General features: G+C 67.2%; 17 protein-coding genes. 15 read left to right on the top strand and 2 right to left on the bottom strand.

The features are described from left to right. Nucleotides 1–122: 122 nt before the first annotated feature. Nucleotides 123–650 carry a hypothetical protein gene (locus tag AC1RRV_RS06550; RefSeq protein ID WP_492858783.1) on the top strand — a complete coding sequence of 176 codons (528 nt, stop codon included), beginning with the start codon at nucleotides 123–125 and terminating at the stop codon, nucleotides 648–650. Between the two features lie 66 nt (nucleotides 651–716). Beyond that, nucleotides 717–884: a hypothetical protein gene (locus tag AC1RRV_RS06545; RefSeq protein ID WP_492858782.1), complete on the top strand. Its 168-nt coding sequence runs from the start codon at nucleotides 717–719 to the stop codon at nucleotides 882–884. Here AC1RRV_RS06545 and AC1RRV_RS06540 read toward each other — a convergent pair. After that, nucleotides 873–1,334, bottom strand: a complete 462-nt coding sequence (locus tag AC1RRV_RS06540) for a hypothetical protein (protein WP_492858781.1) — start codon at nucleotides 1,332–1,334, stop codon at nucleotides 873–875. The two genes, AC1RRV_RS06545 and AC1RRV_RS06540, sit on opposite strands and share 12 nt — an antisense overlap. 140 nt (nucleotides 1,335–1,474) lie before the next feature. Here AC1RRV_RS06540 and murJ point away from each other — a divergent pair, with 140 nt between their 5' ends. The 4 genes from murJ to AC1RRV_RS06520 all read left to right on the top strand — a co-directional run bounded on the left by murJ (nucleotide 1,475) and on the right by AC1RRV_RS06520 (nucleotide 4,867). Then, nucleotides 1,475–3,106, top strand: coding sequence for a murein biosynthesis integral membrane protein MurJ (gene murJ / locus AC1RRV_RS06535; RefSeq protein WP_492858780.1), 1,632 nt, complete (start codon nucleotides 1,475–1,477; stop codon nucleotides 3,104–3,106). Nucleotides 3,107–3,138: 32 nt separating this feature from the next. Next, nucleotides 3,139–3,186 carry a hypothetical protein gene (locus tag AC1RRV_RS06530; protein ID WP_492859226.1) on the top strand — a complete coding sequence of 16 codons (48 nt, stop codon included), beginning with the start codon at nucleotides 3,139–3,141 and terminating at the stop codon, nucleotides 3,184–3,186. 84 nt (nucleotides 3,187–3,270) lie between these two features. Further along, complete coding sequence (gene trpS, locus AC1RRV_RS06525) at nucleotides 3,271–4,332, top strand: tryptophan--tRNA ligase (RefSeq protein ID WP_492858779.1); 1,062 nt, start codon at nucleotides 3,271–3,273, stop codon at nucleotides 4,330–4,332. Between the two features lie 31 nt (nucleotides 4,333–4,363). Continuing rightward, nucleotides 4,364–4,867, top strand: coding sequence for a universal stress protein (locus AC1RRV_RS06520; RefSeq protein ID WP_492858778.1), 504 nt, complete (start codon nucleotides 4,364–4,366; stop codon nucleotides 4,865–4,867). A gap of 365 nt (nucleotides 4,868–5,232) precedes the next feature. Here the strand turns inward: AC1RRV_RS06520 and AC1RRV_RS06515 are convergent, their stop codons facing one another. Continuing rightward, nucleotides 5,233–6,501: a cytochrome P450 gene (locus tag AC1RRV_RS06515; RefSeq protein ID WP_492858777.1), complete on the bottom strand. Its 1,269-nt coding sequence runs from the start codon at nucleotides 6,499–6,501 to the stop codon at nucleotides 5,233–5,235. A gap of 122 nt (nucleotides 6,502–6,623) precedes the next feature. Here AC1RRV_RS06515 and AC1RRV_RS06510 point away from each other — a divergent pair, with 122 nt between their 5' ends. The 9 genes from AC1RRV_RS06510 (at nucleotide 6,624) to ybeY (ending at nucleotide 13,073) form a co-directional block, all read left to right on the top strand. After that, nucleotides 6,624–7,199 (top strand): NifU family protein, encoded by a 576-nt coding sequence (locus AC1RRV_RS06510; RefSeq protein WP_492858776.1) that lies wholly within the window; start codon nucleotides 6,624–6,626, stop codon nucleotides 7,197–7,199. Between the two features lie 113 nt (nucleotides 7,200–7,312). After that, nucleotides 7,313–7,900 (top strand): malonic semialdehyde reductase, encoded by a 588-nt coding sequence (locus AC1RRV_RS06505; RefSeq protein WP_492858775.1) that lies wholly within the window; start codon nucleotides 7,313–7,315, stop codon nucleotides 7,898–7,900. Between the two features lie 150 nt (nucleotides 7,901–8,050). Beyond that, nucleotides 8,051–8,698, top strand: a complete 648-nt coding sequence (locus AC1RRV_RS06500) for a DUF1131 family protein (RefSeq protein ID WP_492858774.1) — start codon at nucleotides 8,051–8,053, stop codon at nucleotides 8,696–8,698. A 4-nt stretch (nucleotides 8,699–8,702) separates the two neighbouring features. Next, nucleotides 8,703–9,338, top strand: coding sequence for a tRNA (adenosine(37)-N6)-threonylcarbamoyltransferase complex dimerization subunit type 1 TsaB (gene tsaB, locus AC1RRV_RS06495; RefSeq protein WP_492858773.1), 636 nt, complete (start codon nucleotides 8,703–8,705; stop codon nucleotides 9,336–9,338). Then, entirely contained in the window at nucleotides 9,335–9,787 is a 453-nt protein-coding gene (gene rimI / locus AC1RRV_RS06490; protein WP_492858772.1) for a ribosomal protein S18-alanine N-acetyltransferase, read from the top strand. Before tsaB ends, rimI begins: the two co-directional genes overlap by 4 nt. Nucleotides 9,788–9,833: 46 nt before the next feature. After that, nucleotides 9,834–10,241, top strand: a complete 408-nt coding sequence (locus tag AC1RRV_RS06485; protein ID WP_354068050.1) for a Fur family transcriptional regulator — start codon at nucleotides 9,834–9,836, stop codon at nucleotides 10,239–10,241. Between the two features lie 64 nt (nucleotides 10,242–10,305). Then, nucleotides 10,306–11,658, top strand: a complete 1,353-nt coding sequence (gene miaB, locus AC1RRV_RS06480) for a tRNA (N6-isopentenyl adenosine(37)-C2)-methylthiotransferase MiaB (RefSeq protein ID WP_492859225.1) — start codon at nucleotides 10,306–10,308, stop codon at nucleotides 11,656–11,658. Beyond that, nucleotides 11,655–12,599, top strand: a complete 945-nt coding sequence (locus tag AC1RRV_RS06475; protein ID WP_492858771.1) for a PhoH family protein — start codon at nucleotides 11,655–11,657, stop codon at nucleotides 12,597–12,599. The genes miaB and AC1RRV_RS06475 overlap by 4 nt, the downstream gene beginning before the upstream one ends. A gap of 18 nt (nucleotides 12,600–12,617) precedes the next feature. Next, the gene (ybeY, locus tag AC1RRV_RS06470; RefSeq protein WP_492859224.1) at nucleotides 12,618–13,073 is read left to right on the top strand and encodes an rRNA maturation RNase YbeY; all 456 of its coding nucleotides are present in this window, start codon (nucleotides 12,618–12,620) and stop codon (nucleotides 13,071–13,073) included. Nucleotides 13,074–13,076: the final 3 nt, after the last annotated feature.

Here is a 13,076-nt window from a genome sequence, read left to right as displayed (position 1 = left end):
GGCTTTGAAATTTATAAATAAACTCCGGTGGTCAACGGAGTTCGGACACTGGCCAGGGGTCGACAGCACCCCCGGCGCCCCCTAGACCTGTCCGCACAGGTTGAGTGCGCGGGGCGTAGCGGATGGCGAAGGCTGAGTTGGCGGACCAGCGTGGCGAGGTCTGGATCCTGTGGGACAAGCTCAAGCGGCTGTTCCCGGCCTGGAGCCTGTTGCCCGAGAGCTTCTACACCCCCGGCGCGTGGGGCTATCTCGGCGTCGACTTCGTCAGCGGCTTTCGCAAGAACCGCTCGACCGTCCGGGCCTTCGCGCTTCTGGACGGCGTCGATGACGCCACGTTCGACGCGCTGTCGGCCCTGGTCAACCTGAACGCTCGCCGGCAGGACCAGCTGCTGCGGGCGGTGATCATCGCCTATCTGACCGTGCCGCTATCGGTCGCGGCGCTGCTGGCCGAGTTGATCGGCGACAACATCATCAGCTTCGTCCGCGCCCATCCCCAGCTGACGATCTATCTGGTGATGACGGCCACCCTGGCCCCTCTGGGCTACATGGTGAGCCAATGGCGGTCGCGTCAGATCGTCGGGGTGCTGGACCTGATCCGCATCGAGCGCGGCCAGGCGCCGTTCACGGCGCTGGAGCTGCGCGAGGAATAGGGGCCGTCTTGGCGATCCCGCCGGATCACCACATAGTCCTCGCAGGCCTCAACGCGAGGGAAAGACATGAAGCCGCCGATCAAGCGCCTGTCCGATCTGAAGCCCGCGGCGGCCACGGGCGCCTATGCGCGGCCCACGCCCAAGGTGGCGCGCCGCAAGACCGCCAAGGTGCTGACCCCCGAGGAAAAGGCGGCGTTCCTGGCGTCGCGGCCGGACCTCACGTCAAAGGGCTGAGGGCGCCTCGACCGTCACCACGGCTGAGATCCGCTCGCCTTCCAGCATCTCGAACACCGCGCCAGGCTTGAGCTTCCCGGTTGGCGCTTCGGGGACCAGGAACTCCGCCTCGCCGCGCCAGGCAGGGCCAGTCCGGCCGCCGTCGAAATAGAGGGCGATGCTCCAACGATCGCTCTGGGGGTTGTCGTCGGGAAATTTCGAGACAGTGGCGTATTTTTCGTCGACGGGGAGGCTCGCGAGCTTCCAGTCGGCCCAGGCGATCGAGACGGGGACGCGCGGCGCGGGCGTTGTTGGGCTCTGAGCACGCGGCTTGCCCCAGTTGAACTTCACCAGGCCGAAGCCGACGGCGAACCCGAGCAAGAGGCCGATCGCCATGTTGTGGATGAGCGCGCCGAAGATGATGCCGCCGCACACACCCAGGACAAAGTTGCCGCCGCTTGTCTTGTTCATCGAACGCCCTCGCACCGAGGGGGCATCAACGACGAGGCGGCGGACGAGGTCAAGCCGGGGCGGGAGGCGTCCCCATCAAGGGGGAAGGGAGAGAACCGACCCCGCTTGACGCCCCTTCGCCAAACGCCCAGAAGCCGAACGTGACCGACCCCGTGCCCCCTGTTCCCGCCGAAGAGTCCGCAGCCCCCAAGAAGGGCGGGCTGTTCAGGTCTTCGGTGATCTATTCCGGCCTGACCCTGGTCAGCCGGTTCATGGGGTTCGCGCGGGATCTGGCGGTCTCATACCGGATGGGGGCCAGCGCCACGCCGGCGGCCGACGCCTACAACACCGCCCTGGCCTTTCCGAACCTGTTTCGCCGGTTCTTCGCCGAAGGCGCGTTCGCGGCGGCCTTCGTGCCCGCCTACGCCAAGTCGCTGCAGCGCGACGGCGAGGACAAGGCCGACATCCTGGCCGGCGACGCCATGGCCACCCTGGCGGCCTCGACCATCATCATCACCGTCATCTGCCAGCTGGCCATGCCGTGGCTGATGATGCTGATCAGCCCCGGCTTCGGCTGGGGCACCGAGAAGTACAAGCTGGCGGTGCTGCTGACCCAGATCACCATGCCGTACCTGCCGTGCATGGCCATCGTCGCGCACCTCTCGGGGGTGCTGAACGCCCGCGACCACTTCGTCCTGTCGGCCGGCGCGCCGATCCTGCTGAACATCGCCACCCTGATCTTCATCCTGCCCCAGACCACGGCGGTGGGGGCCGCCCAATGGGGCTCGGTCGGGGTGATCGTGGCTGGCGTGGCCCAGGCGGGACTGCTGGTCTGGGGCGTCAACAAGTCGGGGGCCAAGGTCCACTGGCGCCTGCCGCGCCTGACGCCGGAAGTGCGCGAGCTGATCGGCAAGGCCATTCCCGGCGCCCTGGCGGCCAGCGCCACTCAGGTCAACATCTTCATCTCCAGCAACCTGGCCAGCCACGTGCCGGGCGGCCGGACCTGGCTGGCCACGGCCGACCGCCTCTACCAGCTGCCGCTGGGCCTGGTGGGCGTGGCCATCGGCGTGGCCCTGCTGCCGCGCCTGTCGCGCGCCGTGCAGTCTGGCGAAGACGGCGACGCCCAGACCGCCATGGACCAGGCCATGACCCTGGCCATGGCCTTCACCCTTCCCGCCGCCGCGGCCCTGGTGGCCATGCCGGGCTTCCTGTCGGACGCCCTCTATACGCGCGGCCAGTTCACCGCCTTCGACGCCAGCCAGACGGCGTCGGCGCTGTTCTTCTACGGCCTGGGCACCCCGGCCTTCGTCCTGCAGCAGCTCTATTCGCGGGCCTTCTTCGCGCGCGGCGACACCAAGAGCCCGATGCGCTTCGCCCTGATCTCGGTGGCCGTGAACATCGGACTGGGTGTGGTGTTGTTCAATCTGTTCGGCGTGCAGGGCATCGCCGCCGCCACCGCCGTGGCCTCGTGGGTGAACGTCGGCCAGATGGCGTTCGGCCTCTGGCGCAAGGGTCACTACGGCCCCACCCTCCAGACCTGGTCGCGCCTGGCGCGGATCCTGCTGGCCAGCCTCGGCATGGGCCTGCTGCTGGTGGCCGCCTCGCACTGGCGGGCGCTGATCGAAGCCCCGCTGCGCGAGCTCGGCCTGACCGGCCACGCGCTCGGCGCCAAGGAGTTCGCCCTGGCCCTGACCTGCCTGGCCGGCGTCGCGGTTTATCCGCCCCTGCTGTTCCTGTTCGGCGGGGTGAAGCCCTCGGAGCTGAAGGCCGCCCTGCGCCGGGGCAAGGCTTGATCCATGCCGACGGGGACGCTAACCAGCGGGGCATGGCTCCGATCGGTCTCCACGCGCCGCGATGGCGCGGCTGTTTCTGACTTTGATCCTTGCGTCCGCTGGACGCGGACCGCGCATCCGCGCGCTAGCCAAATCCTTCGAATTCTACAGCCAAGGCTGAAGCCATGACCGACCAATCTCCCGCCGCCCCGGGTCCCGTCGCCTATGCGGGCCCGTCCCGCGTGCTCTCGGGCGTCCAGCCGTCCGGCGCTCTGCACCTGGGCAACTATCTCGGCGCGCTGGTGAAGTTCACCCGCCTGCAGCACGAGATCGACACCTTCATCTTCGTGGCCGACCTGCACGCCATCACCGTCTGGCAGGATCCGGCGCTGCTGGCCCAGCAGACCCGCGAGATCGCGGCCGCCTACATCGCCTCCGGCCTGGACCCGGACAAGGCGACGATCTTCCCCCAATCGGCGGTGCGCGAGCACGCCGAGCTGGCCTGGATCTTCCAGTGCGTCGCCCGCCTCGGCTGGCTGGACCGCATGACCCAGTTCAAGGAGAAGAGCGGCAAGCACAAGGAGCGCAGCTCGGTGGGCCTCTACACCTATCCGGTGCTGCAGGCGGCCGACATCCTGATCTACAAGGCCACCCACGTGCCGGTCGGCGAGGACCAGAAGCAGCACCTGGAGCTGACCCGCGACATCGCCGGCAAGTTCAACCACGACTTCGGGATTCCGGGCGGGGTTCCGGCCTTCTTCCCGCAGCCCGAGCCGCTGATCCAGGGCCCCGGGGCGCGGGTCATGAGCCTGCGCGACGGTTCGGCCAAGATGAGCAAGTCCGACCCTTCGGACTATTCGCGCATCAACCTGACCGACACGGTCGACGACATCGCCGCCAAGGTCCGCAAGGCTCGCACCGACCCGGAACCGCTGCCGGAAACCCTGGAAGAGCTGGGCGCCCGCGCCGAAGCCGACAACCTGGTCGGCATCTTCGCGGCCCTGGCCGGCAGGACCAAGGCCGAGGTGCTGGCCGAGTACGCGGGCAAGGGCTTCGGGACGTTCAAGCCGGCCCTGGCGGACCTGGCGGTCGAGAAGCTGGCCCCGGTCGGCGAGAAGATGCGCGGCCTGCTGGCCGACCCGGCCGAGCTGGACAAGATCCTGGCCAAGGGCGCGGCCAAGGCCTCTGAGGCCGCCGCCCCGACCCTGGCCGAGGTCAAGAAGCTGGTCGGCTTCTGGGGGGCTTGAGACTGAGGCGAAAGCGGCGTCATCTCCGCCGATGACTGACGCTGCTTCGTCCTCAGCCGAGCTAAGTCGCCGCAAATTCCTGGTCGTCGCCGACGATAGCCCGGAATTCGCGGCCGCTCTCAAATACGCTTGCCGCCGGGCCCGCTCGACCGGCGGTCACGTGGCCATGCTGAAGGTGATCTCGCCCGCCGAGTTCGAGCACTGGAGCGGGGTGCGCGAGGAGATCGAGCGCCAGGAGCGCGCCGAGGCCGAGACCCTGCTGCAGAGCCTGGCCGGCCAGGTCGTCGCCGCCACCGGCCTGCCGCCCGAGTTCATCATCAAGCATGCCGATAGCGTGCGGACGGCCCTCAAGCAGGTCGTCGCGGCCGATCCGACCATCAAGATCCTGATCCTGGCGACGTCCACGGCGGGGCGGGGCCCCGGCCCGCTGATCTCGGCTATCGCCAAGGAGGGCGTTGGGTTCTCGGGGCGCAAGCTACCAGTGACCGTGGTGCCGGGGGATCTGACTGACGCCGAGATCGAGGAACTCGCTTGAGTCTGATCGGACTCAATACTTAAGGCGTCCACCAAGTGCCGAGTAATCGAGGTAGATCGCACAACATCTTGTGATCTTCCAGTGGAAGTTCGCTAGGTGTGGCTGGACTCTGGGCGCGAACCACTTCAGGTATGCTGGGACGGGTGAAACTCATTCACCCGTCCGGGCCGTACTGATCCGCAAAATCGGTACGGTTCGCAGCGGCAACGTTCGCGAGCAAACTCGCAGGCTGTGAAAGCAGCCTGCTTTTTTATGCGCTCATTTCAGAGCGCGAATGACAGTGCGCCAGTAATGAATCCGCGTCAAGAATCTCGTATTTGGCCGTTTTGTGGAATCTTTTCCCCAAGTAAGCCCAATAGAGATCGTCAGGCCCGCGCCGGGATCCGCACCATCAGCCGCTCGTAGCCCTTCACGAAGGTCGAATAGACCCGCTTGGGCTCTTCCAGCACCTCGATCCGGGGGAAGCGCTTCAGCACCTCTTCCCAGACGATCTTCAGCTGCATCTCGGCCAGGCGATTGCCCACGCAGCGGTGGATGCCGAAGCCGAACGACAGGTGCCGGCGGGCTTGCGGACGATCGATGATGAAGGCGTCGGCGTTCTCGATCACCGTGTCGTCGCGGTTGCCCGAGACGTACCACATGACGACCTTGTCGCCCTTCCGGATGGTCTTGCCGGCCAGCTCATAATCCTCCAGCGCCGTGCGGCGCATGTGAGCCAGCGGGGTCTGCCAGCGGATGATCTCCGAGACCATGTTCGGGATCAGGCTGGGATCGGCGCGAAGCTTGGCCTCTTCCTGGGGGTTCTGGCTCAGGGCGTAGAGGCCGCCGGTCAGCGAGTTTCGGGTCGTATCGTTGCCGCCGACGATCAGCAGGATGATGTTGCCCAGATACTCCATGGGCGGCATGTCGCGGGTGGCCTCGCCGTGGGCCAGCATCGAGATCAGGTCGCTGCCCGGCTCGGTCTGGTTGACCCGCTCGTTCCAGAGATTGGTGAAATAGCCCAGACACTCCAGCAGCTCAGCGCGGCGGGCGTCCTCGCTCTCGACGATGCCGCTTTCGGGCGAGGCGGTGGCGACGTCCGACCAGCGGGTCAGCTTGCGGCGCTCCTCCCACGGGAAGTCGAACAGGGTGGCCAGCATCTGGGTGGTCAGCTCGATCGAGACCTTGTCGACCCAGTCGAACGGCTCGTCGATCGGCAGGGTGTCGAGGATCTGGCAGACCCGCTCGCGGATAATGCCCTCCAGCTTGCCCAGATTGGCCGGCGAGACGATCGGGCTGACGGTCTTGCGCTGGATGTCGTGCTTGGGCTGGTCCATGGCGATGAACATCGGCAGGACGAAGTCCTCGTCGAAGTTCCGGATGGTGATGCCGCCCAGGTGCGCGTCCGACGAGAAGACCTGGTGGGTCGTGTCGACGGTCATGATGTCGTTGTAGCGGGTGACCGACCAGTAGGGCCCGGTCTCCTCATTGCCTTGCGAGTAGTGGACGGGGTCCTCTTTCCGCAGCCGCTCGAAATAGGGCCACATGGCGTCGGCCTGGAACAGGGCCGGATCGGCGACGTGATAGTCCTCGAGGGGGATGGAATAGGCCTTCGCCCGGGCGTCAGCCTTCAGGTCCACCGAACCGTCGCTCATAGGGATCCTCCCGCGGATCATTGTTCTGCGGTCATATCGCCAGAAGATGACGCCAGTGTCACTTTTTTTGTGCGTCAGGTCGCGCACTTGCGTCGAGACGTCGCGAGGTCCATTTCAGGGCCATGTTCATTCAGACCGAAACCACCCCGAACCCCGAGGTTCTGAAGTTCCTGCCCGGCCGCGAAGTGCTGGTCGAAGGGGCTCGCGAGTTCCGTACGCCGGAGGAGGGCGATGTCTCGCCGCTGGCCAAGGCGCTGTTCGACCTGGGCGATGTCACGCGTGTGTTCTTCGGCCCTGATTTCCTGACCGTGACCAAGGGCGAGGACGCCCAGTGGCCGCACCTGAAGGCCCCGATCCTGGCGGCCATCATGGATCACTTCACCAGCGGTCGGCCGATCCTGCTGGACCAGGCCGCCGAAGGTGGCGGCCACGACGAGGACGGCGTCTATGACGAAGAAGCCAGCCAGATCGTCGCCGAGATCAAGGAGTTGCTGGACACGCGCATCCGCCCGGCCGTGGCCCAGGACGGCGGCGACATCGTGTTCTCGAAGTTCGAGCCGCAGACCGGCGTGGTGTGGCTGCACATGCGCGGCGCTTGCTCGGGCTGCCCGTCGTCTTCGGCGACCCTGAAGGCCGGCGTCGAGAACATGCTCAAGCACTATGTGCCGGAAGTGACCCGGGTCGAGCAGACGCTCTGACGCGAACTTTTCGGATCATCCCAGCATAAGAGCGCGGGAGGGTGTTGCTCGCCCCCGCCACGCGGCTATACTGTAACTATAAGAGTTGCGAATAGCCGTTATAAGGACTGCCTATGGCCAAGCTCGAAAACGCCACGCTCGCCCAGCTGTTCACCGAGGCCCGGACCCGCAACGGCTGGGATCCCGCGCCCCTGCCCGAGAGCGTGCTGCACGAGCTGTATGAGCTGGTGAAGTTCGGCCCCACGGCCGCCAATTCGACCCCGGCCCGCTTCTATTTCCTGACGTCGCCAGAGGCCAAGGAGCGCCTGGCCAAGCTTTCGTCGGGTTCGAACGGGGTGAAGATCCGCCAGGCGCCCTGCACGGTGATCATCGGCTACGACCTGGACTTCCCCCAGACCCTGGATCGGCTGTTCCCGCACGCCCCGGGCGCTCGCGACTGGTTCCCCGATCCCGCGGCCAAGGCGTGGGGCGCCCTGCGCAACAGCTCGCTACAAGGCGGCTATTTCATCATGGCCGCCCGGGCGCTCGGCCTGGACGCCGGGCCGATGTCGGGCTTCAACAACGACGCCGTCGACGCGGAATTCTTCGCGGGCACGAACATCAAGAGCAACTTCATCGTCTCGATCGGCTACGGAACGGAGGACAACCTGTTCCCGCGCCTGCCGCGCCTGGACTTCGACGAGGCGGCGAAGATTCTTTGAAAACCGTCATCCCGGCCAAGCGCGCGGCGCGCCGAGCCGGGACCCAGGGCAACCACACCGCGTCGGCCCCTGGGTCCCGGCTCTCCGCTTCGCCGCGGCCGGGATGACAAGGGTTTTGTACGGAAAGCGTACATTGGCTAGAAGTAGGGCATGACCCTCCGCCACGCCTTCCTCGCCCTGCCGCTGCTCCTGCTCGCCGCCTGTGGGCCGGCCAAGAAGGACGAGAGCGCCGCCGCGCCGCCGGTCAGCGCGCCGTCCAAGGATAAGGCCCCGGTCCAGCTGGCCATAACGCCCTATCTCGGCGGGCCGCTTCAGATCACCAAGGATGGGGTCGGACCGATCACCGCCGCGACCGCCTTCGACCTGGCCACGATCAAGGCTCTGTTCCCCAAGGCCAAGGTCGAGAGCGCCTTCCTGCATTTCGGCGAGGGTCCGGCCCAGCCGATCATCAATGTCGAGCAGGACAACGTTCCGCTGCTGATGATCGGCAAGACGGAGGACGGCGAGATCGCCTATGTCCGCGCCGCCGCCGGCGACATCCGGGGCCCCAAGGGCGAACAGCTGCTGGCCAAGTGGAACGACCTGGGCCTGACGGTCGACCACTGCCGCCTTGGGACCGGCCGCGAGGTCGGGGCGACCATCTGCGTGCGTCCCGAGGCGCCGACCGTGCTCTACATGATCGGCGTGCCGGGCTGGAACAAACCGGCCGTGCCGTCCGAAACGGCGCTGAAGGCCAAGGGCCAGCTGAACGAACTGATCTGGCGTCCGGCCGAGGGCGCGGTGGTCGGTTCGGCCTGATCCGATGATCCTCTCGATCGACACCTGCCTCGGCGCCAGTTCGGTCGCCGTGCTGGACGGCGAGCGCGTGCTGGCCGCGCGCAGCGAGCCCATGACCCGAGGCCACCAGGAGCGGATCGGCATTCTGGCCCGCGAGGTCGTCGCCGAGGCCGGCGTGGCCTTCACCGACCTTTCGCGCATCGGCGTCACCGTCGGCCCGGGCTCGTTCACCGGCCTGCGCGTCGGCCTGGCCTTCGCCAAGGGTCTTGCCACGGCCCTGTCGATCCCGTGCGTCGGGGTCAATACGCTGGAAGCCCTGGCCTTCGGGACCAAAGGCTTCGTCGCCGCCGTCATCGATGCGCGGATGAGCCAGGTCTATATCCAGGTGTTCGCGGACGGGGTCTCGTTGATGGCCCCGGACGCTCTGGGCCTGGGCGAGGCCGCCGCGCGCCTGGCCGAGCTCTATTCCGGCGGACCGGCCACCCTGGTTGGTTCCGGCGCGCCGCTGCTGGCCGACGTCCTGCCTGGCGCCGTCGTGCTGACCCCGGCCGCGCCTGATCCCGCCGCGGTGGCGCGTCTGGCCGCCGCCAAGCCCGCCCCAGCTCATTCGCCCCGGCCGCTGTACCTGCGCGCGCCCTATGCGACGTTGCCCGCCGCATGAACCTGCGTCCTGTCGGCCCCGAGGCCTCATTCGATCTCGCCGATATCCACGACAAGGCCTTTGACCGGCCCTGGACGGCGCTGGAGTTCGACGAACTGCTGAAATCGCCCGGCGCCTTCGCGATCCTGGGCGAGGCCGGCGAACCGGCTCAGGCCAAGGGCTTCATCCTCTGCCGCTCGATCGCCGGCGAGGCCGAGATCCTGACCGTGGCCGTCGATCCCGCGGCCCGGCGACGCGGCTGGGGCGCGGCCCTGGTCGAGATCGCCGCCGGAATCGCCGCCGAAACCGAGTCCGAGGTGATGTTCCTGGAGGTCGCGGCCGACAATCTGGCGGCCATCGCGCTCTACCAAGCGACCGGTTTCGTGAAGGTCGGAGTCCGCAAGGGCTATTATCCCCATCCAGATGGCGCCAAGGACGCGCTTGTCATGCGGCGAGCGCTTAACACTTAGGGGCCAACCCCCTATCTTGCCCGCGACTCAAGACGGAGGCTCCGCCGTGGATCGACTCGAGAAGGCCTGTATCGAAAAAGGCATGCGCATGACGGACCAGCGCCGCGTGATCGCGCGCGTGCTGTCGTCGGCCGAGGACCATCCGGACGTGGAAGAGCTGCACCGTCGCGCCCACGCCATCGATCCGCACATCTCGATCGCCACGGTCTACCGCACCGTTCGCCTGTTCGAGGAGAGCGGCATCATCGAGCGCCACGACTTCCGCGACGGCCGCTCGCGCTATGAAGAGACTCCGACCCATCACCACGACCACCTGATCGACATGAAGACCGGCAAGGTCGTCGAGTTCGTGGACGAGGAGATCGAGGCCCTGCAGAACGCCATCGCGCGCAAGCTGGGCTACAAGCTGGTGGATCACCGGCTGGAGCTCTACGGCGTGCCGCTGGAGGACTGATCGAGGTGAGGGTGTGACCCTGGCGAACTTGCGCCAGGGGCCGCGTGACCCCATAACCTCGCGCATGAGCGAGACCCCGCAAAAGCGCCTCTATATCAAGACCTACGGCTGTCAGATGAACGTCTATGACAGCGAGCGCATGGCCGATGTCCTGCGCCCGCTGGGCTATGGCGTGGTCGATGATCCGGAGGGCGCGGACCTGGTGGTGCTGAACACCTGCCACATCCGCGAGAAGGCCACCGAGAAGGTCTATTCCGAGCTCGGCTACATCAAGCAGATGAAGGACCGGAAGGCGGAAGGCGGCGGTCGCATGACCATCGCCGTGGCCGGCTGCGTCGCCCAGGCCGAGGGCAAGGAGATCATGCATAGGCAGAAGGCCGTCGATCTCGTGGTCGGCCCGCAGTCCTATCACCAGCTGCCCGAACTGATCGCCCGCGCCCACCGGGCGACCGGAGAGCGTCTGTCGACCAATTTCGCGGCCGATGAAAAGTTCGACGCCCTGCCGGCCGAACGCCATGTGACCGGGGTCACCGCGTTCCTCACCGTGCAGGAGGGTTGCGACAAGTTCTGCACCTTCTGCGTGGTGCCCTATACGCGCGGCGGCGAGTGGTCGCGGCCCGTGAACGACATCGTCGAGGAGGCCAAGCGCCTGGCCGACCAGGGCGTGCGCGAGGTCACCCTGCTGGGCCAGAACGTCAACGCCTATGACGGCGACGGCTCGACCCTGGCGAAGCTGGTGCGCCAGCTGGCCAAGATCGACGGCCTGGACCGCATCCGCTACACGACCAGCCACCCGCGCGACATGGGCGAGGATCTGATCGAGGCCCATGGTGAGCTGCCGGAGCTGATGCCCTATCTGCACCTGCCGGTGCAAGCGGGCAGCGACAAGATCCTCAAGGCCATGAACCGCGACCACACGGCCGAGAGCTATGTGAAGCTGATCGAGAAGATCCGCGCGGCGCGGCCCGACATCGCCATGAGCGGCGACTTCATCGTCGGCTTCCCCGGCGAGCGCGACGGCGATTTCGAAAAGACTCTGGAGCTGGTCCGCGAGGTCGGCTTCGCATCCGCCTTCTCGTTCAAATATTCGCGCCGCCCCGGCACCCCCGCCTCGGCCATGACCGGTCAGGTCGACGAAGTCGTGAAGGCCGAGCGCCTGGACCGCCTGAACCAGCTGTTGGACGACCAGCAGCGCGCCTTCAACGCCAGCCAGGTCGGCAAGGTCCTGCCGGTGCTGTTCGAGAAGGCCGGCCGCCACCCTGGCCAGATCGTGGGGCGCAGCCCATATCTGCAGGCCGTCCACTGCGAGGGCGGCGAACATTTGATCGGGACGATCGTTCCGGTTCGTATCGAGAGCGCCGCCAAGATGAGCTTGGGCGGCATTCTGGAAAATCAGACCGTTCTGGAGTCCGCTTGAGTCGCACCCCTGAGTTCCTGCCGCTGTCGGACGACGCGGTCCATGCCGTTTCCGGTCCCAGCGGCCGTCACGCCGCCCTGATCGAGGACGCCTTCAAGGTGCTGATCGAGACGCCGGGCGGCGGCGTCACCATCACGGGCGACGCGCGGGGCCGGACGGGCGCCAAGCGGGTGCTGCAGACCCTGGCCGCGCGCGCCGACGCCGCGGAGGAGGTAGTCGAGGCCGATGTGCGGATCGCGATCGGCTCGGCCCACGAGACCGGCGGCCAGGCTTCGCCCCGCGCCGTGCGCAAGGGCAGCGTCTCGCCCAAGACCAAGGGCCAGGCCCGCTACATGGAAGCGATGGTCACCCATCCGCTGAACTTCGGCCTGGGCCCGGCCGGCACCGGCAAGACCTTCCTGGCCGTGGCCCACGGCGCCGGCATGCTGCTGCGCGGCGAGGTCGACCGCTTGATCGTCACCCGTCCCGCCGTCGAGGCCGGCGAGAAGCTGGGCTTCCTGCCGGGGGACCTGAACGAGAAGGTCGACCCCTATATGGCCCCGGTCTGGGAGGCCCTGACCGACATCATGGGCGCCGACCAACTGCGTCGCCGCCGCGAGAAGCTGGAGATCGAGGTCGCCCCGATCGCCTTCATGCGCGGCCGCACCCTGGCCCACGCCTTCGTCATCGTCGACGAGGCCCAGAACTGCTCGCGCCTGCAGATGAAGATGGTCCTGACCCGCCTGGGCGAGGGCGCGCGCATGGTGGTGACGGGCGATCCGACCCAGATCGACCTGCTCAATCCGCGCGACTCCGGCCTGGCCCATGCCGTCTCGATCCTGGAAGGGGTCGAGGGCGTCGCCATTTCGCGCTTCACGTCGGCCGACGTGGTGCGTCACCCGCTGGTCGAGCGCATCGTCAAGGCCTATGACGCCGACGCCCTGCAGAGCACGCCGCGCTAGATGACCATCACCGTCGACATCGAGATCGAGGACGAGGCCTGGACGACGGCGGAAGCCGAGACCGAGGCCCTGGTCTGGCGCGCCGCCCAGGCCGTGCTGGACGCCCACGAGGACATCGAAGGTCAAGGGATCGTGATCCTGCTGACCGACGACGACAGCGTTCAGGCGCTGAACCGCGACTTTCGCCAGAAGGACTACGCGACCAACGTCCTGTCCTTCCCCTCGCCCCCCAATCCCGAGGGCCAGATCGGCGACATCGCCCTGGCCTATGGCGTCTGCGCCCGCGAGGCGGCGGAGCAGGGCAAGTCGCTGGGGCACCACCTGCAACATCTGGTGGCGCACGGCGTGCTTCATCTCCTAGGATACGACCACGAGAGCGACGACGAGGCGGAAGCCATGGAGGCGCTCGAACGCGAGATTCTGGCGGGGCTGGATGTTCCAGACCCTTATGCCAGCGACGAAGAGGGGCGCTGAACA

This window comes from Caulobacter sp. GW821-FHT11E10, assembly GCF_058808375.1.
Note: the sequence above shows the minus strand (reverse complement) of the source record. Positions and strands in the feature narration are given on the sequence as shown.